The sequence below is a fragment of the Pseudarthrobacter oxydans genome, from assembly GCF_013314975.1.
Lineage (GTDB): Bacteria > Actinomycetota > Actinomycetes > Actinomycetales > Micrococcaceae > Arthrobacter > Arthrobacter oxydans.
Genome location: NZ_JABTYH010000034.1, coordinates 20,355 through 40,477 on the forward strand (window position 1 = coordinate 20,355; position 20,123 = coordinate 40,477).

Consider the following 20,123-nt stretch of genomic DNA (forward strand, 5'->3'; position numbering starts at 1 on the left):
AGCCCAACATCTACCGGGGACTCGTTACCGGGTAGTCATTTCCCGCCCAGAACGTGACCCAGGACGTAGGCGGCAACAGTGGCTTTACTTGAAAAGCTGGCTTCCCTGTCTATGCTTTTTTCACTTGCGACACCGGCGAACCCAACAGCTACCGAGTATCGTCTACGCCGCCAGCCACAACGCCGCGTCATCGGGTGGCATCCAATGTTCTTCACGCTCGGGATCGTAAAGGTCACCTTCGTTTACTCGACCGTCTAAAAATCGATCCAAGTAAGCATGCCAGGCAGCACGTTCCCGCCGGTTGCGGCTTATCTGGGCTTGGTAGTCCTCCATTACGCCCAGCCGTTCCGCGAGGGCGCGAAGATTAGCTGTAGCGGTGATCTTCCAGTGCCGGCCGTCCCGGTGGATCATGCCCAGCCCTTTCATTGCGATGAGGGCCTTCTCAACGGTCGTGCGGCTGATTCCGCTGCTTCGTATGAGTTCTGCGCTAGTGGGGGAGTGGCGGCCGCGTTCGATTGCCTCGTAGACAAGGGCTGCTGCGTCGCCGAGGGCGCGGAACACGGGCCGAATGGAGTGGATCTTACCTTTTCGCCAGCTGAGTTCACGGGCTAGTTGTTGATACTGCTCGGGTAGCTGAATGAGGTATACATCTGCTGCTTTGTGGCGGGCGTCAGCGACTTTGGTGAGAATGCCATCTGAGGCTTGGACCAAGGCTGGCAGGAGCCTCGCAATCGTGACGTGGTGCTTTCCCGTAGCTGCAGCCAGAGTGCGGCATCCAATGTCCAGAAGATCGGTTTCCTTCGTCCTCATGTAGGCGAGGAGCGCACGGATGAGGAAGCGGAGGCTGAGCCCTTCGCGGCCGCGTTCTTTGAGTCTGTGGTCGAGTACCGCGTAGAGCACATTTTCCAGGTCGTTCACGAGTTGGTGGATTGAAGCTGTGCTGCGGTTGGATGCCCCCCCTGTGGGTTTTGTGGGGCTTGTGTTGTTAATAAGTGCATCTTTTCCCCTTCCTCTGCGGGGTTCAGTTTTTGTCCAAGCTTCGGCGTTGGCCCATTCCTGCTTGATAAGTCGATTTTGCTTCGCAGGCGTGCCGTAGAGCGCGGCGAGGCCGGGGAACTGGCCGTTCAGTTCGTTCTCTACCTGGGCGAGGGTCCAGCCGCAGGCGTTGAAGTGGTTGAGAACGGCCATGCGGGCCTCAGAGGGGCTCTTGTAGCGAGTTGTGTCGTAGTTGCCGGTGCGAGCGGTTCGGCGCAGCGCGGTCTCGCTGCCACTATGCAGCCGCAGCAGATGGTGGGCCGCTGTGCGCTGTGCGGCAGCAGTGTTGGCCTGATGCGATTTCAGGGCACGGTTGCGGGCCAGTTCAGGACCTAGCGCGGTCCGGAGGGCAGCGATAGCTGCAGGTGCGTTTCTACGCCGCAGGACGTCGTATGCCTGGGACAGGGGGGTGATGAGTACCTGGTGGCCACCGGTTTTGTGAGCCGAGCCAGGGACGCGGATACATCCGTCGGTGACGTTCTGGTGGGGGCTCGGATCTAGGCTCGCTGCTGTCAGGGCCAACGCTTCTACAAGTTCGCGCGCCTCGGCCGCATCTAGGCGTTGCCGGAGCGGGATGTACAGGTGCCGACCGCCGCTGGGGGAGAAGTCCTCCACAAAGACGACACCACAGGTGGTGAGCATGGTGCGCAGGCGTTCTGCGTCTGCGTCAACGACTGCTTTGACGGCTTTCGACGTGTCCAGGTCAAGGCAGAGTGTGGCAACGCTGCCATCTGACCCGTGGACCATAACAGCTGCCGGACGCGCCGGCAGCGCAGCAGTGATGTTGGCTACAGCTTTGGGTCGGGGGTACTGGAAACGGTCACCTATCCACCGGCCAAGACGGTATGACGCATGGCCTGCGATAAGTGGAGCAAGGACCCAGGCGTCAGCAGGCGCGACTTGGCAGTCGACACTGCTGTTGGGGTGCGTTGACGCGGATGCCAAAAGCGGTACGATAGGACCAGTTCCTTCCTCGGGGGGTACGACAAGATCCACCCACTGGGTGGGTGTTGGATAAAGTTCAGATCGTGGTCCGCCAAGATTTCGGATCTGAACTACATACGCTTTGAAGGCCCGCCTTAGTGCGGGCCTTCAGTTTTTAACTGGCCTTTGCGATAGGCAAAGCCTCCTGGCCGTCTAGGGCATCAAGATCAATGGTCTTTAGGTGGTCATGCAGCAGCCGCGCAAGAAGTTCGGAGCGGCTTTCGGACGTGATCTCAACAACCCTGTTGAGCTTTTCGGCGTCCGCCCGCGGAATCTTAGATGTGACGGTCTGACGATCGCCTTTATGCATCCGTGCCATGGGTCCTCCTAGTTCGGGGTACTGAGCACTAGCCAATAGCAATCCGATTGCCTTAAGTGGGACGCTGTACCCCGGCGTGTCGTTATGAGCCTTGTATGTAGGAAGCGTTTTTTTCGACCGCTTCCGCCAAGACGTTGGGCTTGATCTTAAAGACCACATGATGGCCCTGGCGCGGCGGTTTCACACTGGCTTTTACCGCCTTCAACTCTTCCAACTGTTCCAAGTGTCGTTGAACTGTTTGGTAGCGGGTGCCGATAGCGGCCGCTATTTCACCGGACGTTGCCCCGTCCGGGTGTTGCGAGAGGAAGCGCAGGATTTCTGCCCGCAGCTGGGGAATGCCAAGGATTTCGGTCAACGTCGCGAGCTTCTTTGGCATCGGTGAGCTGGGACTGACATAGCGCGGCATCCTCCTATTTTGTCTTACCTGCCCTCCGGATCATGCTAGTGCATTTAATGCACTACCAGCTACAGCTAATGCATTAAATGCACTAGACTGGCTTCTTAGAAGGTGCGCGTTGGCAATAGGAAAGGGGCAGGCGACCTAGTGAGCCCAGTGATGTCTTGGAGTTAGTTCCGTCTCAAAGAGCTCTTTTGACAAGCGTTTTGCTCTGAATTTGTGGAGAATGGCGGGCTGTGTCCACTCGGTGGAGAAATGTCCGCGCGGGCTGGTAGTTGTGGAAACGATGTATTTTTTTGGGGGAGTGCAGGCAGTGACCGACTTGTTGGCGTGCGGCACACCGTGGCCGATGCACGGAGAGCTTCGTGAGCGTGCATCCCAAGAACTTGAAGCCTTCTATTTCGGGGTTGTTGCCCTGCGGTGCCAAGAGTCCTGGGTACGCAAGCGGGACGGGGGACTGTCCTAATGCAGCGCAAGTCGCTTGGCGTAGTGGCAGTCATTGCCATCCCCGGTCTCTTCTTTGGCCTGATCTTCACCATGCTCCTGCTGCTCGCCCCCGCGAAGCCTGCTGCCGCCACCTGCGGTCCGGCCGTCTCCGTTGCTATCGACGGCGATACCAAGGTCGAGGGTTACACCGAAGAGCAGTTGAAAAACGCCGCGGCGATCATGGGTGCCGGTAACGCACTGAACCTGTCCGTGAAGGGACAGATGATCAGCGTGATGGTGTCCCTCGGGGAGTCGGGCCTGCGCGTTCTGGACTACGGCGACGGACCGGGCCCTGACTCCCGTGGGTTGTTCCAGCAGCGCGACAACGGTGCGTGGGGCTCCTATGCAGACCGTATGGACCCAACCACCAGCGCCACGAACTTCATCAAAGCCCTGCAGAAGGTCGAGGGCTGGGAGCTGCTGGAACCGACCATCGCCGGCAACAAGGTCCAGCGCAACGCCGACCCGTACCACTACCAGAAGTACTGGCCCGAGGCCGTCAAGCTCGTCCAGGCACTCTCGGACGGGAAGTTCACCCTCGAAGGCAACGACTGCGCCATCCCGGGCCAGTCCGGTGCCGGGGATGACTACCCCTGGAAAGACTCTCCCACCTGGATGCAGGTCGGAGCCAGCACAGCCGCCGCATCCCCGCTGGGCATGTTCTACCGCGAATGCGTGGACTTCGCCCTGTGGCGCGTGAACCAGCAAATGGGGTCCACCGGCGAACCATTCAAGTTCCTCAACGGCACCTTCCGCCCCGACGGGCAGGCCTTGGGCTCGGCACTGACGTGGAAGGCCGGCTGGGACGCCAAAGGCTGGCCCACCGGCGCCACACCTCGGGTCGGGGCGGTCGTCTGGTACGCACCCGGAACCGGGGGAGCGGACCCCACATTCGGTCACGTCGCCGTGGTCAAGGAAGTCAAAGACGACGGGACCTACGTCGAAGAGGGCTACAACGGCAACCCGCCCCCGGACGATCACAACTACTACACCCGGACCGTCAGCAACGAGATCCCTTCCGCGTTCCTGTACCTGCCCACCCAAGAGGAGAAGAAATGAAGAAGCCCCTGGCCCTCATCGCCGTGGCTCTGCTCTGCGCCGCGTGCGCACCGGCAGCGAACACCACGCCGGCACCGGCTGAGCCCATGACAGCAACGCCTTCCGCGCCGGTTTCGCTGAGCGCCAGCAGCGGCCCGCAGGCTCCCGGGGGCACGGTTCCGGCCACGATCGGCATTACTTGGGATCAGGCCAGCAAGGACGCGGCCGTGGATGTCGCTGAGAAGGCCATGGCGGATTTTGCCCGCCCTGGTGTGGAGGAAAAGCAGTGGGCCAATGATCTTGCCCGATGGTTGACGCCACAGGCGACCGCTGATTACTCGGCTGTGGACCCGGCCAACATTCCCGCCAGCCGCGTCACCGGCCCGGCCAGGCTGAGCGTCGATGAAGCCAACGGCTACGGGGTCATGGCGGCGGTTCCGACCGACGCCGGGACCTATACGGTGCAGCTGCTTCGCACGGGTCAGGAAGCCCCGTGGAAGGTCAATTGGCTCACGCCCCCGGCTTCCTGATCCCCACCCTCCACGTTTCAGAAAGGTAGAACGCTATGGTCCTGAATCAGACAGATGTCCCGGCTTTCCCGAAGATCAACGCCATCGTGCGTGCCAACGGCACGGCCGAGGTCGTTGTCGCCGGCAACTCCCGGAACGTGAAAGCAGCGGAGTCCCTGCAGCAACTCCGCGACAACGCCTTGTCCCTCGTCGTTAGGGAAGCCAAGACACTGAACCGTCCGGTCCGTGTCCAGGTCAATGACCCGGAAGGCCAGGGTGAGCTGATCGTGAACCCGGACGGCACTAAGGAGTCGGTCAGCTACGTGGCCAAGGCCTCACGCCGCCGCGTGGCAGAAGCTCCCGACCCCGCCGCAGCACCTCCCGCTCCTGCGGCTGCAGAAACCCCCATCCCAGCGCCCATCAATGACGAGCCGATCAGTGACGTACCGGGAACCGTCCCATTAGCGACAGGAACATTCATGACCCTGACACCCGCAACCACATCAACGCCGGCCCCGGAAGCGCAGGAGGCACCGACCCGGCGCAGTCTGAAGGAAACCTCCTTCCTGGTCAGCGCACCGGTCCTGGAACCTGCCACGAAGGGCTGGCGGGGTGCGCTCACGCGCCTTGGCTTCCGGATGGACCCGTCCGCCGAAGAACTCTCCGAGCGGGAGGATATCCGCACGGTCAGCCAGCACTGGCCAGGTCCCCGGACCATTGCCGTGGTCAACCGAAAGGGAGGTGCGAACAAGACCCCCACGGTGGTCATGCTCTCGGCCATCCTCGCCCGCTACAGCGGGGCCGCGACCGTCGCCTGGGACAACAACGAGTCCCAAGGCACGCTGGGGTGGCGGACCGAAAAGGGCGGCCATGACCGGAGCGTCCTGGACCTGATCGATTCCTCGACCGAACTGCTTTCCCCGTCAACGAACGCTGCCGAGATTGCCAAGTTCGTTCACCACCAGACTGCGGACAAGTTCGATGTCCTGCGCTCGGATGAGAACGAGGAAGGCGACCACGAAGTCACTGCTGAGGAAGTCGACATCGCCCACCAGGTCCTCACCCGCTATTACCGGCTGGTGGTCATGGACTCGGGCAACACCGCCCGGGCGGCGAACTGGCGCCGGATGATTCACCACACCAACCAGCTTGTCGTGCCGGTGACGGCCATTGAGGACCGCGCAGAAGCCGCCCGGCTGACGCTGCAGACCCTCGAATCCCGTGGGGGCCACGACGCCGAACTGGCCCGCAACGCCGTTGTCATCGTCTCCGAATCCACCGACGCCAAGCGCGCCATGTCAGGAGATGCCTTAAAGAGGGCCAAGGACGAGGCCCAGCGGATCGCCGACGGCTTCGAGCCATTTGTCCGGGCCGTCGTCCGGATTCCCTACGATCCGGCGCTGGTCAACGGCCCCATCCGCTACGAAGCCCTCCAGCCCGCCACCCAGCGGGCATGGCTGGCTGCCGCGGCCGCCGTCGCCAAGGGCTTCTAAGTACCCCTTGACCGCCACATCTCAGTCCTGGAAGGAGGATGCAGATGAACCAGCAATTGAACCCCTGGGTTACCAGTCCAGAAACGGCAGAGCCCGAAGTGGCCACTGCAGATGAATACGTTTCTCCGCCGGCGATCATCAACGGCCCGGTCCTGGGGATGGTGGAACCGGACACAGCTGACCGCCTCGCCCGGCGCGCGGTCACCGGCACGGCAACGGTCTGGGTTACCGGTGTTCATGGAGGAGCGGGCGAGACCCGGCTCAGCCACCTCGTGGAGGGCGCCCGCCCGACAGAACGTGCCTGGCCCATCCTTGAAGACGGCTTCAGCAAACCGGCGGTCCTGCTGGTGTGCCGCTCAGACATGCACGGCCTGAAAGCCGCGCAAAGAGCTCTCATCCAATGGGCCTCCGGCGCAGCTCCAGACGTCAACCTGCTGGGCCTCGCGGTCCTGGCCGATGCACCGGGAAAACTACCCAAAGCTCTGCGGGAGTTCGCAGCTCTCATCGGCGGGGGAGCCCCCCGGCTCTGGATGCTCCCTTGGGTCGAATCCTGGCGGCTTGGGGACACCAACACCGGGACACTCGGCCGGGAGTATCAACGCCTGATCACCGATCTCACAGCACTCACCAACTAATCAATCAACAGCTTTACAGCGCCATACCTCGAAAGGTCTCACCATGAACTTGATCGCAGCTCTTCCCGCCAGCGTCATCCCGAACCCGACCCCTGTTGTGCCTCCCCAGGCACAGGGCCTGCTCACCGTACTGAACTGGGCCTCCGGCATCGGCCTGGTCCTCGGCGTTTTGGGCGTGATCATCGTTGGCATCGGCATGGTCATCCAGCTCCGACGCGGCGAAGGCGGCGAATCCATCGCCAAGCTCGGCTGGGTCCTCGCCGGCTGCATCATCATCACCGGCGCCTCCGGCATTGTCCGCGCATTCGTCTAAACCCGACCCCCGGAGGTTCATCATGAGCGAATCCACACAGAACACCACCGAACAGAATCCATTCACCAAACCCGGATTCATCATTTCGGCCGCCCTCGTGGTCGCACTGATAGCAGCCGTCATCGTCCTCTTCCTCATTCCGAAAGGGGACGGTGACGCACACTCCGGTTCGGCACCCTCAGTGAACAGCTCTGCTTCCGACCCCACTAGGGCTGGAAGCGAAAGCGTATGCGGGCTAAAAGCAAGCTCTGAGACGGCGTTGGGACGCGCCCCTCAAACGGAATGGGCACTCGTCGGAAAAATCGCTGCACCAAACGAGCCTCAGAGTTACGGCCCTGGGGTAGAGGAGCAAGACGGGTTCCGTTATTGCTATGCCCAGTCCCCAACGGGCGCCCTCTATGCTGCCGCAAACCTAATAGCCATGACGTCTGCAGGTAACCCCGAACTGACAGTCAAAGTCACAGAGAAGCTCCTGGTTCCCGGCCCCGGCAGAGACGCCGCTATGAAGGACGCCGCCACTGCATCCAGTTCCAGCAATGGTGCGGCGACTTCCGTTCAATTCCGAGGCTTTGTCTTGAAAAGCTACTCGCCCGAGAAGGCCAACGTTGACTTGGCCATGGAGGCTTCTAACGGAGTCCTTGGACATGCGGTGTTGCCGATGGAGTGGATAGACGGCGACTGGAAATTGGCCGTTGCTGACTCCGGAGAAATGGTCAATGACTTTTCACAAGTCAGAGACTTAAGCGGTTTCATTCCTTGGTCTGGGGTCTGACATGGCCGAGTGCGGATTTGGGGACTGGAGATGCGAAGCCGGAAACGTAGCCGCCGGTATAGCCGACGACGCCATCGGAAACCTCGCTAAGGCGATTTTGGAGGGAATGAGCCAATTCGTAACAACGCTCTCCACGTTTTGGATAAGTATGCCGACCACAAATCTCACAACGGAGGATGGTGTAACGGCCAGCCCCGTAGTGGGCTTCCTTGATTCGCAACTGTCTTACTGGACGCTGACGCTGGCCGTTCTTTCCGTCATTCTTGGCGGTACTCGGATGATTTGGGAGCAGCGGGGCGCACCTTTGAAAGACCTGCTCCGGTCTCTCCTAACCCTTACTCTGGTTGCGGGTCTTGGCTTGGGAGTGATCTCCATCCTGGTGATCGCAGCCGATGAGTTTTCAGCAGCCATCATCGAACGCTCCACGGATGGCAAGGGCTTCGCCGACGCCATGAGCGTCCTGATCATGGTGAACCAGCCCGGCATTGGGGTTTTCATCCTGATCATCCTGGGCCTGGTGGGCCTGCTCGCGTCGCTGGTCCAGATCGTCCTTATGGTCATCCGCAGCGGCATGTTGGTGATACTTGCCGGCATTTTGCCCACCACAGCAGCTTTCACCAATACCGAGATGGGCCGGCAGTGGTTCCAGAAAGCTATTGGCTGGACGATCGCGTTCATTCTCTATAAGCCGGCGGCCGCGATCGTGTACGCGGTGGCGTTTCAGCTCATGGGCTCGTTTTCCGGCACGAACGCTTTGATTGGTTCCATCACGGGCTTTGCCTTGATGATCGTCGCCCTGTTGGCCTTGCCGGCTTTGATGCGGTTTGTCACCCCGATGGTTGGTGCGGTCGCATCAGGCTCAGGAGGGGGAGCCGCTGCTGCTGCAGGGGCCATGGCCACTGGTGCCGTATCGCTGGGCCGCAGCGGAAGCGGCCGCGGCAACGCGTCCCCGACCCCGCCCAGCCAGCCGTCCAAGAACGGTGCGTCTCCTGCCGGCAGCCAAGGTCCCGGCGGGACCAACGGCGGCAACGCTAAACCTTCACCGGGATCCGCCGGAGCATCCGGAGCCGGGGGAGTCCCCGGTAAGGGCACCACAGGAAGCCCCGGGGCGGCGACACCAGGGACGGGGGCCGGCACAGCTGGTACCGGGGCGGCGTCGGGAGCGGCGAAGGCTGCAGGTCCGGCCGGTGTCGCTGTCGCCGTCGGCGCGCAGGTAGCTTCACGGGCCTCTTCGGCCGCACAACAGACAGCGCAAGATTCAACGGGGGAGGGCCCCAGTGGCAGCAATTAATACCGAATACAAGGAACCGTCATACGGAAACTGGCGAGTCCCAAGATCCGCAGGTCTGGGGGACCTTGGCGCTATCGGTACCGGCATTGTCATGGCAGGGCTGTTGCTGGGCATCATCAGTTTTGCCATCTGGGGTCTCTTTGCAGGGCTCGGCGTCCTGGCCGTTGCTGGGGTGCTGGTCCTGTTGCTGACCGTCAAGGATAAGCACGGCCAGTCCGTGGTTGATCGTTTCGCGACACGGATGAACTTCCGGCTCGCCCGTTCCTCGGGTGCGAACTTGTACCGCTCGGGTCCGCTGGGGGTGACGGAGTGGGGCATGTACCAGCTCCCGGGGTTGGGGGCGAAGTCGCGCCTGTATGAGTTCAACGACTCCTACAACCGCCCGTTCGCCATGCTCCACGTGCCGACCACCAACCACTTCACCGTCATCTTCTCCACCGAACCCGACGGCGCCTCACTCGTGGATCCCGAGCAGGTCGATGCGTGGGTGGCGAACTGGGGCGGTTGGCTCGCCGGACTAGGCGATGAGGCAGGGCTGGAAGCCGCCGCAGTGACCGTGGAGACAGCCCCGGACTCCGGCTACCGGTTGCGCAACGAAGTCGAGATGAACATTGACGAGAACGCCCCCGAAGCGGCCAAGGCCATCCTCCGGGAGGTTATCCGGACCTACCCGGAAGGTTCTGCGACCGTGCGGGCCTGGGTGTCCCTGACCTTCAACGCCTCCCTTCGTGCAGGGTCCCGGAAGCGGGAACCGGAAGACGTCGCCCGCGACATCGCCTCGCGCATCCCTGGGCTCGGTGCCCGGTTGCAGTCCACCGGTGCCGGGATCGCCCGGCCGATGTCAGCGCAGGAACTATGCGAGGTCGTCCGGATTGCCTATGACCCGCCCGCGGCGCTGATTATCGATGAGGCCCATGCGGCCGGTTCTCCGGTCGCCCTGACCTGGGGCGAGGTGGGCCCTACCGCAACCCAGGCCGGTTGGGACGAGTACCGACACGATTCCGCGTTCTCTGTCTCCTGGACGATGACGGGTGCGCCGCGGGGTTCGGTGAACTCTTCGGTCTTGTCCCGGCTGCTGGCCCCGCACGGGGACGTTGACCGCAAACGCGTCTCCCTGCTCTACCGTCCGATGGATTCGGCCCGTGCCGCGGCAGTGGTGGAGCGGGACCAGAACAATGCGAATGTCCGGATCACCTCCGGAAACCGTCCCAGTGCCCGTGCCCTGGTTGATGCCCGGTCCGCGGCGCAGACTGCCCAGGAAGAAGCCCAGGGTGCCGGGCTCGTGAACTTCGGCATGGTCGTCACTGCCACGGTGACCGACAATGCCCGGCTTCCGGATGCGGTGGCCGCGATCGAGCAGACCTCCGGGACTGCCCGGGTCCTGCTTCGCCGCGCCTACGGCTCGCAGGACACCGCTTTCGCCGCGTCCTTGCCGCTGGGCCTGGTGCTGCCCAGACACATCCTGCTGCCCAGCGAGATCAGGGAGGCCCTCTAAATGGCCCGCAACACGATCCTGCAAGCGAAAAAAGTGAAAACAGTAAACCCAGCGAAAAAGGCTTCCGCCGGTGACCATGAGGTGACCTCGCGTCCTGGCCGTGTCCGGGGTCCCGGCTCACGCGGCTGGAGCGGCCGTGGTGGGGGAGCAGCTGCCCTGGTTCCTGCGGTGCGGGAGTACCGGGGCACGACGGTGCAGGTGTGCGGGTTGTGGCCGTTCAGCTCCGGGACGTCGTCGCCGATGATTGGTGTGCCGCTGGGCCGGCATGAGGAAACCCAGGCAACGGTCTGTTGCGACCCGATCAGCTGGTTCCAGCGCGCCCATCTGATCTCCAACCCGTCCGCGTTCGTTCTCGGAAAACCCGGGCTGGGAAAATCCACGCTGGTGCGACGGATGCTCCTGGGCCTCTCCGGCCAGGGCGTGCACCCCCTCGTGCTGGGGGACCTGAAGGCAGAACACGTCGACGCGGTGGAGGCTTTGGGCGGTCAGGTCATCCGGCTCGGCCGGGGACGGGGCTACCTGAACATCCTTGATCCCGGCCAGGCCGTCGAGGTCGCCCAGCGGCTGGAAGAAGAAGGGCACCACGACGCGGCCGTCCGTGTCCGGGCCGACGCCCACGGCCGGCGGCTGAATATGGTCGTCTCCCTCATCACGATCAGCCGGAACTCACCCCCGACAGATCAGGAACAAACCATCCTTGACCGGGCCCTGCGGGTGCTCGATGACACGTTCGACGGCATTCCGGTCCTTAAAGACCTTCTCGACGTCATCACCGCGGCCCCGGCCGAGCTGCGCCAGGTCGCCCTGGACCGCGGCGACATGACCGTCTACCTGCAGGAAACCCGGGCGCTGGAAGCGACCCTGCTGGGCTTGACCGGTGGCGGGAAGCTCGGCGAAATCTTCTCCCGGCAGACCACTAACCCCATGCGGCGGGACCGTGCCGTGGTCTTCGATGTCTCCAGCATCGACGAAACCGAAACCGACCTGCAGGCAGCGGTCCTCCTGGCGTGCTGGTCCTACGGATTCGGGACCGTCAACGTCGCCAACGCCCTCGCCGACGCCGGACTGGAACCACGCCGGAACTACTTCGTCGTCCTGGATGAGCTGTGGCGGGCGCTGCGCTCCGGCAAGGGCATGGTCGACCGCGTCGACGCGCTCACCCGGCTCAACAGGAGTGTTGGTGTCGGGCAGGTCATGATCTCCCACACCATGTCCGACCTGCTGGCCCTCCCGGCCGAGGAAGACCGGATGAAAGCCCGCGGGTTCGTTGAACGTTCCGGCATGGTCATCTGCGCAGGCCTCCCCGCTTCGGAGATGCCGCTGCTGACGGCTGCGATCCCGCTCTCCAGGCAGGAACAGCAGAAGCTCATCTCCTGGCAGGACCCGCCCGCATGGGATTCCCGCGGCGGTGACGTCGAACCCCCGGGCCGGGGAAAGTTCCTGATCAAGGTCGGCGGCCGCCCAGGCATCCCCGTCACCATCGGTTTGACCTCCATCGAAGCCTCCCTGAACGACACAAACCGCCTCTGGCATGCACCGGCAGAAACCCTGCTGGATGCAGCAGCTCCCATCCGGGAAGAAGGTGCGGCATGAGTGCTCCAAACCGCAAGGGAACCGGCCTCGGCGACGCCCTGGGGATTTGGCTCGCCATCGGCGCCGCCACCATCTTCGGCGGCGGCACCTGGGCCGCGGCCCACCTCGGGTCGTGGATGGCCGGCCTCGGCGCCCCGCCGGCGCACCCGATTGACCTGATCGCCGGGCTGGCCAAGGGACGGGTGCCCTGGCCGGACCAGTCCACGGTGGTGGCGTGCGTGCTGGCCGGTGTCCTGATCGCACTGCTGGTGACGGTGCTGGTGGTCCGGTCCCGGACCGCGAGCAAACGCACCCGGGTGGACAAGGCAGCGGTGTACATGGGCCGGGGCAAGGACCTGAACCACCTCTCGACCAAGGGTGCCACGGCAACTGCCGTGCGCCTCGGCGTGGAAAACTCCACCGGTGTCCGCCTTGGCCGCAGCGTTGCCGGAAAGCGCCCGCTCTGGGCATCGTGGGAAGACATGCTCATCCTCATCGCCGGGCCGCGCACGATGAAGACCACCTCTTACGCCGTTCCCGCCATCCTGGACGCACCCGGCGCAGTGATCGCCACATCCAACAAACGCGACATCGTCGACGTCACCCGCCCCATCCGTTCCGAGGCCGGTCAGGTGTGGGTCTTTGACCCGCAAGCCGTGGCCGAGGAAGAACCATCCTGGTGGTGGAACCCGCTCTCCTACGTGAAGAACGAAGCCACGGCAGGGAACATGGCCCAGCACTTCGCCGCAGGCTCCCGGGAACCCGGAACAAAACCCGACGCCTACTTTGACCCGGCCGGGCAAAACCTGCTCAAAGCCCTCCTGCTCGCCGCCTCGCTCAGCGCCGCCCCGATCGCGCAGGTGTACACCTGGCTGACCCGGCCGCACGACGAAGCACCGGCTGACATCCTCCGCGCCGCCGGCTTTGACCTGCTGGCAGACATGGTTATTGGCCACATCCGGGAACCGGAAAAGCAGCGGGCCGGCGTCTACGGCACCGCCCGGCAAATGGTTTCCTGCCTCACCGACCGGGACGTCAGCCAGTGGGTCACCCCCACACCGGGCACAACCGTCGACACCGACCCCCGGCCGCAGTTCGTCCCTGAAGACTTCGTCCGCGGCAAAGGCACGCTCTACAGCCTCTCCCGCGAAGGCGTCGGCACCGCAGGCCCGCTCGTCACGGCGCTGACCGTCGCCGTCGTCGAAGCTGCCGAAAAGTACGCCACCTCCCAACCCGGCGGGCGCCTCGCAACCCCACTGCTGGGCATCCTCGATGAAGCCGCGAACGTCTGCCGGTGGAAAGCCTTGCCGGACCAGTACAGCCACTACGGCTCCCGCGGCATCATTCTCATGACCATCCTGCAGTCGTGGTCCCAGGGCGTGGAAGTGTGGAACCTCGAAGGAATGCGGAAGCTCTGGTCAGCATCCAACGTCAAAATCTACGGCGGCGGCGTCTCCGAAGTCGGTTACCTCGACGAGCTCTCACGCCTCATCGGCCAATACAGCTACATCAACGTCTCCCGCAGCCACAGCAAGAACGGGTCCTCCTCCTCACGCCAGGAAAGCAAGGACGAAATCCTGTCCGTCGCCGACCTGACAGCGCTGCCACGGTTCCGGGCCATCCTGCTCGCATCCGGGGCCCCGGCCACCATGATCGAAACGATTCCCTGGATGAACGGACCGCACGCCCAGAAGGTTAGGGACTCCCTCGCAGCCAAGGAAACAACTGAGCACGAGCCGGTGGCCGTTGCCGCCCACAACCCGTGGACGGACGGGGACAAGGCGTGAGTGAAGAGTTCGGGGACGCCTTCGGGGACGAAGAGGAGCAGTCCCCGCCCGGCGGGCACAGCCACGCTGAGCCCGAACCGGAACTGGTGTACTCCAGCGCCGTGGAATTCTTCGCTGACCTCCTGGCCCAGTCCTACGTCCGCGAAGTCAACGAAGGCGCAGCCAACGCGTGGTGCCCCGAGTGGTACAAACACCCCGAAGCCCTCATCCGGATGGAAGCCATCTGGCGGGCGTGGGAACACCTACGGCTCGAACCTGCCCTCGGCGTCAGCACCTGGTGGCTGAACCACGCAGACCCACACATGCGCATCCTCATGGACAAAGAAGGCCCCTTCAAAAAATGCGCCTACGACGGACACAAAACCCCCACCCCGGACAGAACTGCCCTTCCCCACAAGACCCCCGAAGCAGGAATCTTTGACTAGCAGCGACTGCCCTCCACTGCGCGCCTGGAAGCACTGCTTCGTTCAGGCAGGCGACCATGCTTTGCAGATCCTTGGAAGTGAGCTGCCTGTCAGAGCTGACACGCCACAGGTCTACCTGATGAGGAAGCCCACATGGGCGGGTCCATGAAGCCGTCCGTTGGCTGTTATGAGGACACGCTAAAGGGCGTTCACAGGGACGGCGAACATCGAGTTTTCTTTTGGACCTTCCACCAATGTCAATTTCGTATTACGATTTGAATGTGAGTGATGAGAAGATCAACGGAGTGCCGGTCACTGACGAGGTGATCCAAGCGTGGGCCGATGAGGCTGAGCGGGGCTATCCCGTCGAGCAACTGCGCAAGCGGGGCCGCCGTCCGGTCGGTGAGGGCCCCGGCGAAGTGGTACCGGTGCGCATGGATGCCTCCCTGTTGCAGGAGCTCTCTGCTCGAGCCGAGCATGATCACCTGAGCCGTTCGGAAGCTATCCGCGCGGCTGTCCGGGCGTGGATCAGCGCCGCGTAGTGCAGGCGCATTCATCTGCTCTTAAACATGGGATCAGCGCGGAGGATGGGATCTACGCGGCAGATCACGCGGTGTACTTTGCGGACCTCGACGAGGACAGCCCGGCCCGGCAGCTGAGGCTCGGATTCGACCCCGCAGGCCGGCTGATCGAACTCGTCGTCCTTCGGTTCGACAGCGGCAATGAGCTGCTGATCCATGCAATGAAAGCGCGAACCCAGTACCTGGACCTGCTCGCCTGAAATCGCTTCCCGTGCCTTCCCTCCTCGCGGCACCGCCGTCCTTCGGGATGCTGGTGTCCGGCGTCGTGCAGTAACGCGACGAAGGCGCCGCCGCGGTTCGTGCCATCCTTGGGGGTATGGCGCGAACCTGGTTATCGGTGACGGTGGAACTGCTCGGTGGTCGTGGTGAGGAGCTGTGGCCTTGGCCGGGGCGCATCTTCGCGGTCGGACCCTCGCACACCTTCTTGGATCTCGCCAACGCCATCAACGATGCCTTCGCCCGTTGGGACCGGGCGCACCTGTCAATGTTCACCCTGGGCGACGGCCGGGTAATCACGGATGAAGAGACGGGAGCCGAGTTGGCCGGATCCGGCGGTGGGCCGGTCATCACAGCTATCGACATCGCAGTTACCAAGGTCGCCCGGACCTTGGGGCCGGGGTCTGAGTTCCAGTTCATGTTTGACCTTGGTGACGCGTGGACGCACCGGTGCGTGGTTGGGGAGGCAAAGGTCGACCCGCTGGAGGTATTAGGTGTCCGTCCTGATGTCCCCCTGCCGTACTGGGGCTGGGGCAGCATCCCGGACCAGTACGGGCGCCGGTGGGCCACTGATGACGGGGAGAGCCGGGTCCCGGCGAAACCGGGCGAACCGCATCCGATGCTGCTGCACGCGTGGCCCGCACAGGTCTCGGTGCCGATGCTCGACCTGTCCGAGATGCGTGAAGCCATCGCGGCAGCAGACGCGGCCCGCTTCCTCGCAGCCCTGACCGGACGCGACATCAATGACACCCTCCAGCAGGTGGGGGCCGGCATACCGATCGCCCTGAAGCACAGGCGCCAGGAAGCCGAGCCGGTGGCACTGTCGGTCATCAACCGGCTGACCCGGCGCGGCTGCGCCGGTGACCAGGTGCTGGCCGAGGACCTGCTGGCATCCCTGCGCCGCTTGCCGCTGCCAGGCCGGGTTGTTCCCGTGGACCTCGATATGCTTAGCATCATCTTGGAAGGGGACCCCGATCTGTCCACCGGCGGCTACCTCGACCTTCACACCGGGCAGGCGTACGACGAGGCCGCCACTGACCCGATGATCGTCGGGCAGGACACCGCGATCGACGTAGAGGATGAACCGGACCGATGGCTTCGGCTGAACCGCACAAGTTCCGGGAACGGCTGGCAGGACATGGCAGCTTTCGCCGCACGGCAGCACGATGAAGCCCTCCGGGAGCGCCTGGAGCGGGCGATCGAGGGAAAAGGCGCCTTCTCCCGGTTCCGGGAAATCGTCCACAACGAGAACCTCAGCGAACACTGGTACGCCTTCTCGACCGACCGGCAGATGGGCCGCGCCCGCGAATACCTCGCCGACAACGGCATCCACGTGGGCTGACCCGGGCTCGGCCGGCTGGTTCCTTCGACGTGCGGACCTACCCCGCCTGAATGGCCACTGGAAATTCGGGAGAGGTTTACTGTCACGCCAGGGCCAGTGTCGGGTACGGTGAACCCGGCACACTGGACAACATTCAGAGCACCCCTTGGTCGGGGAGCGGGCAAGGAATCTCATGGCCGGTAACGAGCACACCCGCGGCAAAGAAGTGGATGGTGGCACGCGGCCAGAGGAGCACGACGAGATCAGCGACGCCCTTGAGTGGATGCGCCTGACGTATGCCCTCGATTACGCCGCCCGCCCCGACTCCTGGGAACGGCCCGAAGACTACCCGCAGTCATGGAGCATTCGCGCCTACATCGACGCTGACATCCTCGAACCCGACTACGACACCTTCGACGCCGACGCCCAAGGCCGGGTCACCGTCGCCGAAGCCAGCGTCCACCTCGTCCCGGACGTTGGCAGCGTCAATCTCTTCGACACCTTGGACGCCCACAGCGCTGACCTGTCCCGATTCGCCGAAGCGTTCATCGTCGCCGGATCCGAGCCCAGTCAGCTCAGCGTCGAGAGCGAACCGGTCCTAGAAGGCGATCTGATGATCGTGTCCTGGGTGAGCGTCCAGCCGCGGTTCCGTGGGCACCGGGCCGGGCACCAAATATTTAAGGCTATCCTCGGAGCAATCGGCCGCGGTACCGTCGTCACCGTCCTGCACGCGGCACCCGGGCTCAAGGACGATACGGATGAAGGATCCCTGAAACACCGGAGAGAATGCCGCGCCCTTGCCAAGTACTGGGGCGAACTCGGATTCCGGCCACTGGACGGCAACATAATGGTCCTGACCTACGAGGACATGCTCGCCATGCTCGAGGACGAGGACCGGGAGGACACCGATTTCAACCTCGACGAGCTGCGTGATGTGCCGCTAATGCAGCTCTCCCAAGAGCAGCGCGACGCAGTGTTTAGGAACCTCCGAACCAAACTCGACGAATTGCCCTGACGCCAGGAGTCCAAGGCACAAAGGTGGGACTAGAAGCTGTCCATAGTTGTGGTCAATCCGGGTTATCCACAGCTGGAATTGGGAGCCCTGAGGATAGCTCCCTTCGCAGCAGTAGCGGTGGATAACCCATCAGGATTGTCCCCGAGTGTGGGCAGCGGAACCAATTGTCCAGACGGTTTCTGGACAATTGGGCAACAGGCTGTTGCCCAATTGCGTCCCTGCCCCGCGCAAGCTCCTCAGCGGGGCTGGCTGTCAGATTTGAATCTAAGACAGAAGAGTGGGGAGTGTAAGAACCGCTCTGAAGACCCTATTCTGACGCCCTTTTTTCTTGCTGCTGACGTCAGGTTGGGGTGTAGTACATCCGCACTATAGGACTTCCTTGAAGGAATCATGAGATCGGTTTTGGTCTACGTACAAGGTCAGACTGCTGCCGCCCTCAAGCAGGCCGGCCCAGCGATACCCCGAATTACGACGAGCAGTCGGCCGTTGCTAATTCCAACCAGTTGGGAGAGCGAAGTCACTATCCCGGCTACTTAATCCTGCTCTGCGTTTTCGCGGGATCGACTTCTTTCATCGCTGAATTCGATCCGTCCCCTTCTTTATGGAGCCAGCTTCTTGTGGTCTTATGATTTCTCTGCCCGCCCTAACCTCAGGGTCTCTGCTTTTTTTGGAGTGTCGGGGGCAGATTTCGTAATGTCCCGGACATCTTCATGGAGAAACATTTGGCGGCCATGATGAGTATGGAGCCACAGTAGGTCCGCGTTGAGTGACACCAGATCAACAGACCCAGTGGTGCTTCGGCCGTTGAGAAGCTGCACAATCACTTGCTCGTTCTTGCGCAGCTGGCGCAAGACGGCGGCAAATTCTTCAAAGGGAATCTGGTAGCCGGCCTGTGCGCCGACACGTCCCCTGTGGGCGCCTAATTTCTTACGAGGGCACATTAGTAGTCCTTAAATCGGGGTTGTGTCAGGGAACGAAGGCAACGCACCCAGCCCAGCCGTTCCTCTGGCCAGGGCTTGCGCCAGGCCGTGCGGCCAGGTTGGGTGTAGCTTCGCGCGTTCCTGTTAGCTGTTGCCCGGGGCAGTCGATGAGGAGACTGAGCGGCCGCCCGCCATCACGACCGACATCCCCTCGCAAGTTTCGGGCCTTAGGGCACCGTATTCGGGGCGAGCCGCATGTCTAATCGGTTTCCGGACCCTGACAGAAATGGCAAGGATCGTCATTACAGGTGAAACGATTCCAAGCGGGTGGCGTCTTCTACAAGGCTAGGCCGGGCTCTTCCCTTCGCGGTGCCCATGACACGGTGCCAGGGGAGTGTTTCTGAACTCGTTCTGCTGTCATGTCCTGTGTTGGCCTATCGGGGTGGGGAGGTATTTGAGGAACTGCCGCGCAACTGGTTTGGCCTCGTTGCTCAGGTCTGTGGCTAGGAGGATCTCGCCCAAGCGGACGACCGAATGGATTGAAGGAAGTTGAATGCCAATAGCCTTGGCAATCTCGTTCATAGGGCTGAAAGTGGAGCGAAGTTCATGGGAGAGGTAGCGGTGGTGAAGGCTTGAGGGAAGTTTGATGTGCTGATAGGCCGGGAATGAGTTGATCTTTTCTCTAAGGGTCTTTCCCGGCAGGCCCTCGGGTCCCCTGCTTTCTTCCAGGAGTACCGGGATAGGTGTGAGGCGGCAGCCAAGCGCATTACCCAGACGAAGGCGGTCTTCATCGAGGGCTTCGAGGAGTCTGCACACGCTGTCACCGAACCCTTCAACGTATAGCCGCAGGTTTTCACCCCGCTCAACGTTCATAGCGTTAAGCAGCATGGGCGGGAGGTGCACGAACGCATTAACACTCGAGAGGGCTACGGTAGGGCCGTCACCAATGGCTATTTGGGGGAACGTTGCCTCTGCCAAATCGATGAGAGTGGACGGGGTTTCATCGTCAAGAAAGCCAGCCAGGACGTTTCGCTTTTCGGCCTTAACGTCCGAGCCAGTGCCGTTGACGATGAAGCTTCCAACGTGCAGGATATGGGCGGCACTGATGTTGTAAGCCTTCGCGGTGTTCAGAGCTTCCGCAATCCCACTGATACCGCCACCGATGATTGCAAAAAAATCTGGGGTGCCGTAGTTGCGGATTATGTGCTCTATACCGTCACGTACACTCTCTCCTTCAGCGAACACGACTCCAGCCGTCGGGGTGGTTGGATTAAGCGCTTGGATCGTCGATAAACGTACTGTCTTCTGCTGACCGAGGTACTGAAATGAGTGCTCTCCGGGAGCTAGTCCCGCGCCCAGGAGCGCGACCTCGTGGCCCGCCAGGGCGAGGGCCAAGGAGGTGGCGGCCGCATTGTTCTCCTGCGACCTGATAACAACGTTCGTCATCCATTTCTCTTTTCACGTGCAGGGCAGGGCCGGCCTGTCACCGGAGTGACAGGCCGGCTGAATGGATTCGCCGCTATCTCCGATCTGCATCGAG

The 20,123-nt window shown here is 62.6% G+C and carries 20 protein-coding genes; 15 read left to right on the forward strand and 5 right to left on the reverse strand.

The genetic code is table 11. The features are described from left to right. Window positions 1–162: 162 nt before the first annotated feature. From HTS88_RS18185 to HTS88_RS18195, 3 genes are all read right to left on the reverse strand, one after another. Window positions 163–1,782: a bifunctional DNA primase/polymerase gene (locus HTS88_RS18185; RefSeq protein ID WP_246256442.1), complete on the reverse strand. Its 1,620-nt coding sequence runs from the start codon at window positions 1,780–1,782 to the stop codon at window positions 163–165. Between the two features lie 352 nt (window positions 1,783–2,134). Then, window positions 2,135–2,338 carry a hypothetical protein gene (locus HTS88_RS18190; protein ID WP_012311495.1) on the reverse strand — a complete coding sequence of 68 codons (204 nt, stop codon included), beginning with the start codon at window positions 2,336–2,338 and terminating at the stop codon, window positions 2,135–2,137. A gap of 82 nt (window positions 2,339–2,420) precedes the next feature. After that, on the reverse strand, window positions 2,421–2,744 hold the full coding sequence (locus HTS88_RS18195) for a helix-turn-helix domain-containing protein (RefSeq protein ID WP_139031143.1): 324 nt from the start codon (window positions 2,742–2,744) through the stop codon (window positions 2,421–2,423). Window positions 2,745–3,200: 456 nt separating this feature from the next. On the opposite strand from HTS88_RS18195, the gene HTS88_RS18200 reads away from it, so the two are divergent. The 15 genes from HTS88_RS18200 (at window position 3,201) to HTS88_RS18270 (ending at window position 17,663) form a co-directional block, all read left to right on the forward strand. Continuing rightward, window positions 3,201–4,280 carry a CHAP domain-containing protein gene (locus HTS88_RS18200; RefSeq protein WP_174180862.1) on the forward strand — a complete coding sequence of 360 codons (1,080 nt, stop codon included), beginning with the start codon at window positions 3,201–3,203 and terminating at the stop codon, window positions 4,278–4,280. Then, window positions 4,277–4,789: a hypothetical protein gene (locus HTS88_RS18205; RefSeq protein ID WP_174180864.1), complete on the forward strand. Its 513-nt coding sequence runs from the start codon at window positions 4,277–4,279 to the stop codon at window positions 4,787–4,789. The genes HTS88_RS18200 and HTS88_RS18205 overlap by 4 nt, the downstream gene beginning before the upstream one ends. Window positions 4,790–4,824: 35 nt before the next feature. Then, entirely contained in the window at window positions 4,825–6,261 is a 1,437-nt protein-coding gene (locus HTS88_RS18210; RefSeq protein WP_174180866.1) for a chromosome partitioning protein ParA, read from the forward strand. Between the two features lie 44 nt (window positions 6,262–6,305). Continuing rightward, complete coding sequence (locus tag HTS88_RS18215; protein ID WP_174180867.1) at window positions 6,306–6,896, forward strand: DUF6668 family protein; 591 nt, start codon at window positions 6,306–6,308, stop codon at window positions 6,894–6,896. 43 nt (window positions 6,897–6,939) lie between these two features. Next, a complete protein-coding gene (locus HTS88_RS18220) occupies window positions 6,940–7,209 on the forward strand; it encodes a hypothetical protein (protein WP_139031148.1) in 270 nt (89 codons plus the stop codon). Between the two features lie 22 nt (window positions 7,210–7,231). Next, complete coding sequence (locus HTS88_RS18225; protein ID WP_174180869.1) at window positions 7,232–7,981, forward strand: DUF8175 domain-containg protein; 750 nt, start codon at window positions 7,232–7,234, stop codon at window positions 7,979–7,981. Between the two features lie 106 nt (window positions 7,982–8,087). Continuing rightward, on the forward strand, window positions 8,088–9,272 hold the full coding sequence (locus HTS88_RS18230; protein WP_485062184.1) for a TrbL/VirB6 family protein: 1,185 nt from the start codon (window positions 8,088–8,090) through the stop codon (window positions 9,270–9,272). Continuing rightward, a complete protein-coding gene (locus HTS88_RS18235) occupies window positions 9,259–10,767 on the forward strand; it encodes an SCO6880 family protein (protein WP_174180873.1) in 1,509 nt (502 codons plus the stop codon). Before HTS88_RS18230 ends, HTS88_RS18235 begins: the two co-directional genes overlap by 14 nt. Next, window positions 10,768–12,360, forward strand: a complete 1,593-nt coding sequence (locus HTS88_RS18240) for a helicase HerA domain-containing protein (protein ID WP_174180875.1) — start codon at window positions 10,768–10,770, stop codon at window positions 12,358–12,360. After that, window positions 12,357–14,126, forward strand: coding sequence for a type IV secretory system conjugative DNA transfer family protein (locus HTS88_RS18245; RefSeq protein ID WP_174180877.1), 1,770 nt, complete (start codon window positions 12,357–12,359; stop codon window positions 14,124–14,126). Before HTS88_RS18240 ends, HTS88_RS18245 begins: the two co-directional genes overlap by 4 nt. After that, the gene (locus HTS88_RS18250) at window positions 14,123–14,551 is read left to right on the forward strand and encodes a DUF4913 domain-containing protein (RefSeq protein ID WP_174180878.1); all 429 of its coding nucleotides are present in this window, start codon (window positions 14,123–14,125) and stop codon (window positions 14,549–14,551) included. The genes HTS88_RS18245 and HTS88_RS18250 overlap by 4 nt, the downstream gene beginning before the upstream one ends. Window positions 14,552–14,784: 233 nt before the next feature. Continuing rightward, window positions 14,785–15,072, forward strand: a complete 288-nt coding sequence (locus tag HTS88_RS18255) for a ribbon-helix-helix domain-containing protein (RefSeq protein WP_217432719.1) — start codon at window positions 14,785–14,787, stop codon at window positions 15,070–15,072. Then, window positions 15,072–15,311 (forward strand): toxin, encoded by a 240-nt coding sequence (locus HTS88_RS22240; RefSeq protein WP_174180880.1) that lies wholly within the window; start codon window positions 15,072–15,074, stop codon window positions 15,309–15,311. The genes HTS88_RS18255 and HTS88_RS22240 overlap by 1 nt, the downstream gene beginning before the upstream one ends. Window positions 15,312–15,427: 116 nt before the next feature. Further along, complete coding sequence (locus HTS88_RS18265) at window positions 15,428–16,669, forward strand: UPF0158 family protein (protein ID WP_174180882.1); 1,242 nt, start codon at window positions 15,428–15,430, stop codon at window positions 16,667–16,669. Window positions 16,670–16,841: 172 nt separating this feature from the next. Further along, window positions 16,842–17,663 carry a hypothetical protein gene (locus tag HTS88_RS18270; protein ID WP_174180884.1) on the forward strand — a complete coding sequence of 274 codons (822 nt, stop codon included), beginning with the start codon at window positions 16,842–16,844 and terminating at the stop codon, window positions 17,661–17,663. A gap of 623 nt (window positions 17,664–18,286) precedes the next feature. Here HTS88_RS18270 and HTS88_RS18275 read toward each other — a convergent pair. Next, complete coding sequence (locus HTS88_RS18275; protein ID WP_174180886.1) at window positions 18,287–18,604, reverse strand: hypothetical protein; 318 nt, start codon at window positions 18,602–18,604, stop codon at window positions 18,287–18,289. A gap of 396 nt (window positions 18,605–19,000) precedes the next feature. Further along, the gene (locus HTS88_RS18280) at window positions 19,001–20,029 is read right to left on the reverse strand and encodes an NAD/NADP octopine/nopaline dehydrogenase family protein (RefSeq protein ID WP_174180888.1); all 1,029 of its coding nucleotides are present in this window, start codon (window positions 20,027–20,029) and stop codon (window positions 19,001–19,003) included. Window positions 20,030–20,123: the final 94 nt, after the last annotated feature.

Coding starts and splice junctions, on each gene's coding strand:
- HTS88_RS18185 (WP_246256442.1), bottom strand. CDS start 1,782: ATGGTCCACGGGTCAGATGGCAGCGTTGCCACACTCTGCCTTGACCTG.
- HTS88_RS18190 (WP_012311495.1), bottom strand. CDS start 2,338: ATGGCACGGATGCATAAAGGCGATCGTCAGACCGTCACATCTAAGATT.
- HTS88_RS18195 (WP_139031143.1), bottom strand. CDS start 2,744: ATGCCGCGCTATGTCAGTCCCAGCTCACCGATGCCAAAGAAGCTCGCG.
- HTS88_RS18200 (WP_174180862.1), top strand. CDS start 3,201: ATGCAGCGCAAGTCGCTTGGCGTAGTGGCAGTCATTGCCATCCCCGGT.
- HTS88_RS18205 (WP_174180864.1), top strand. CDS start 4,277: ATGAAGAAGCCCCTGGCCCTCATCGCCGTGGCTCTGCTCTGCGCCGCG.
- HTS88_RS18210 (WP_174180866.1), top strand. CDS start 4,825: ATGGTCCTGAATCAGACAGATGTCCCGGCTTTCCCGAAGATCAACGCC.
- HTS88_RS18215 (WP_174180867.1), top strand. CDS start 6,306: ATGAACCAGCAATTGAACCCCTGGGTTACCAGTCCAGAAACGGCAGAG.
- HTS88_RS18220 (WP_139031148.1), top strand. CDS start 6,940: ATGAACTTGATCGCAGCTCTTCCCGCCAGCGTCATCCCGAACCCGACC.
- HTS88_RS18225 (WP_174180869.1), top strand. CDS start 7,232: ATGAGCGAATCCACACAGAACACCACCGAACAGAATCCATTCACCAAA.
- HTS88_RS18230 (WP_485062184.1), top strand. CDS start 8,088: ATGAGCCAATTCGTAACAACGCTCTCCACGTTTTGGATAAGTATGCCG.
- HTS88_RS18240 (WP_174180875.1), top strand. CDS start 10,768: ATGGCCCGCAACACGATCCTGCAAGCGAAAAAAGTGAAAACAGTAAAC.
- HTS88_RS18245 (WP_174180877.1), top strand. CDS start 12,357: ATGAGTGCTCCAAACCGCAAGGGAACCGGCCTCGGCGACGCCCTGGGG.
- HTS88_RS18255 (WP_217432719.1), top strand. CDS start 14,785: ATGTCAATTTCGTATTACGATTTGAATGTGAGTGATGAGAAGATCAAC.
- HTS88_RS18265 (WP_174180882.1), top strand. CDS start 15,428: ATGGCGCGAACCTGGTTATCGGTGACGGTGGAACTGCTCGGTGGTCGT.
- HTS88_RS18270 (WP_174180884.1), top strand. CDS start 16,842: ATGGCCGGTAACGAGCACACCCGCGGCAAAGAAGTGGATGGTGGCACG.
- HTS88_RS18275 (WP_174180886.1), bottom strand. CDS start 18,604: ATGTGCCCTCGTAAGAAATTAGGCGCCCACAGGGGACGTGTCGGCGCA.
- HTS88_RS18280 (WP_174180888.1), bottom strand. CDS start 20,029: ATGACGAACGTTGTTATCAGGTCGCAGGAGAACAATGCGGCCGCCACC.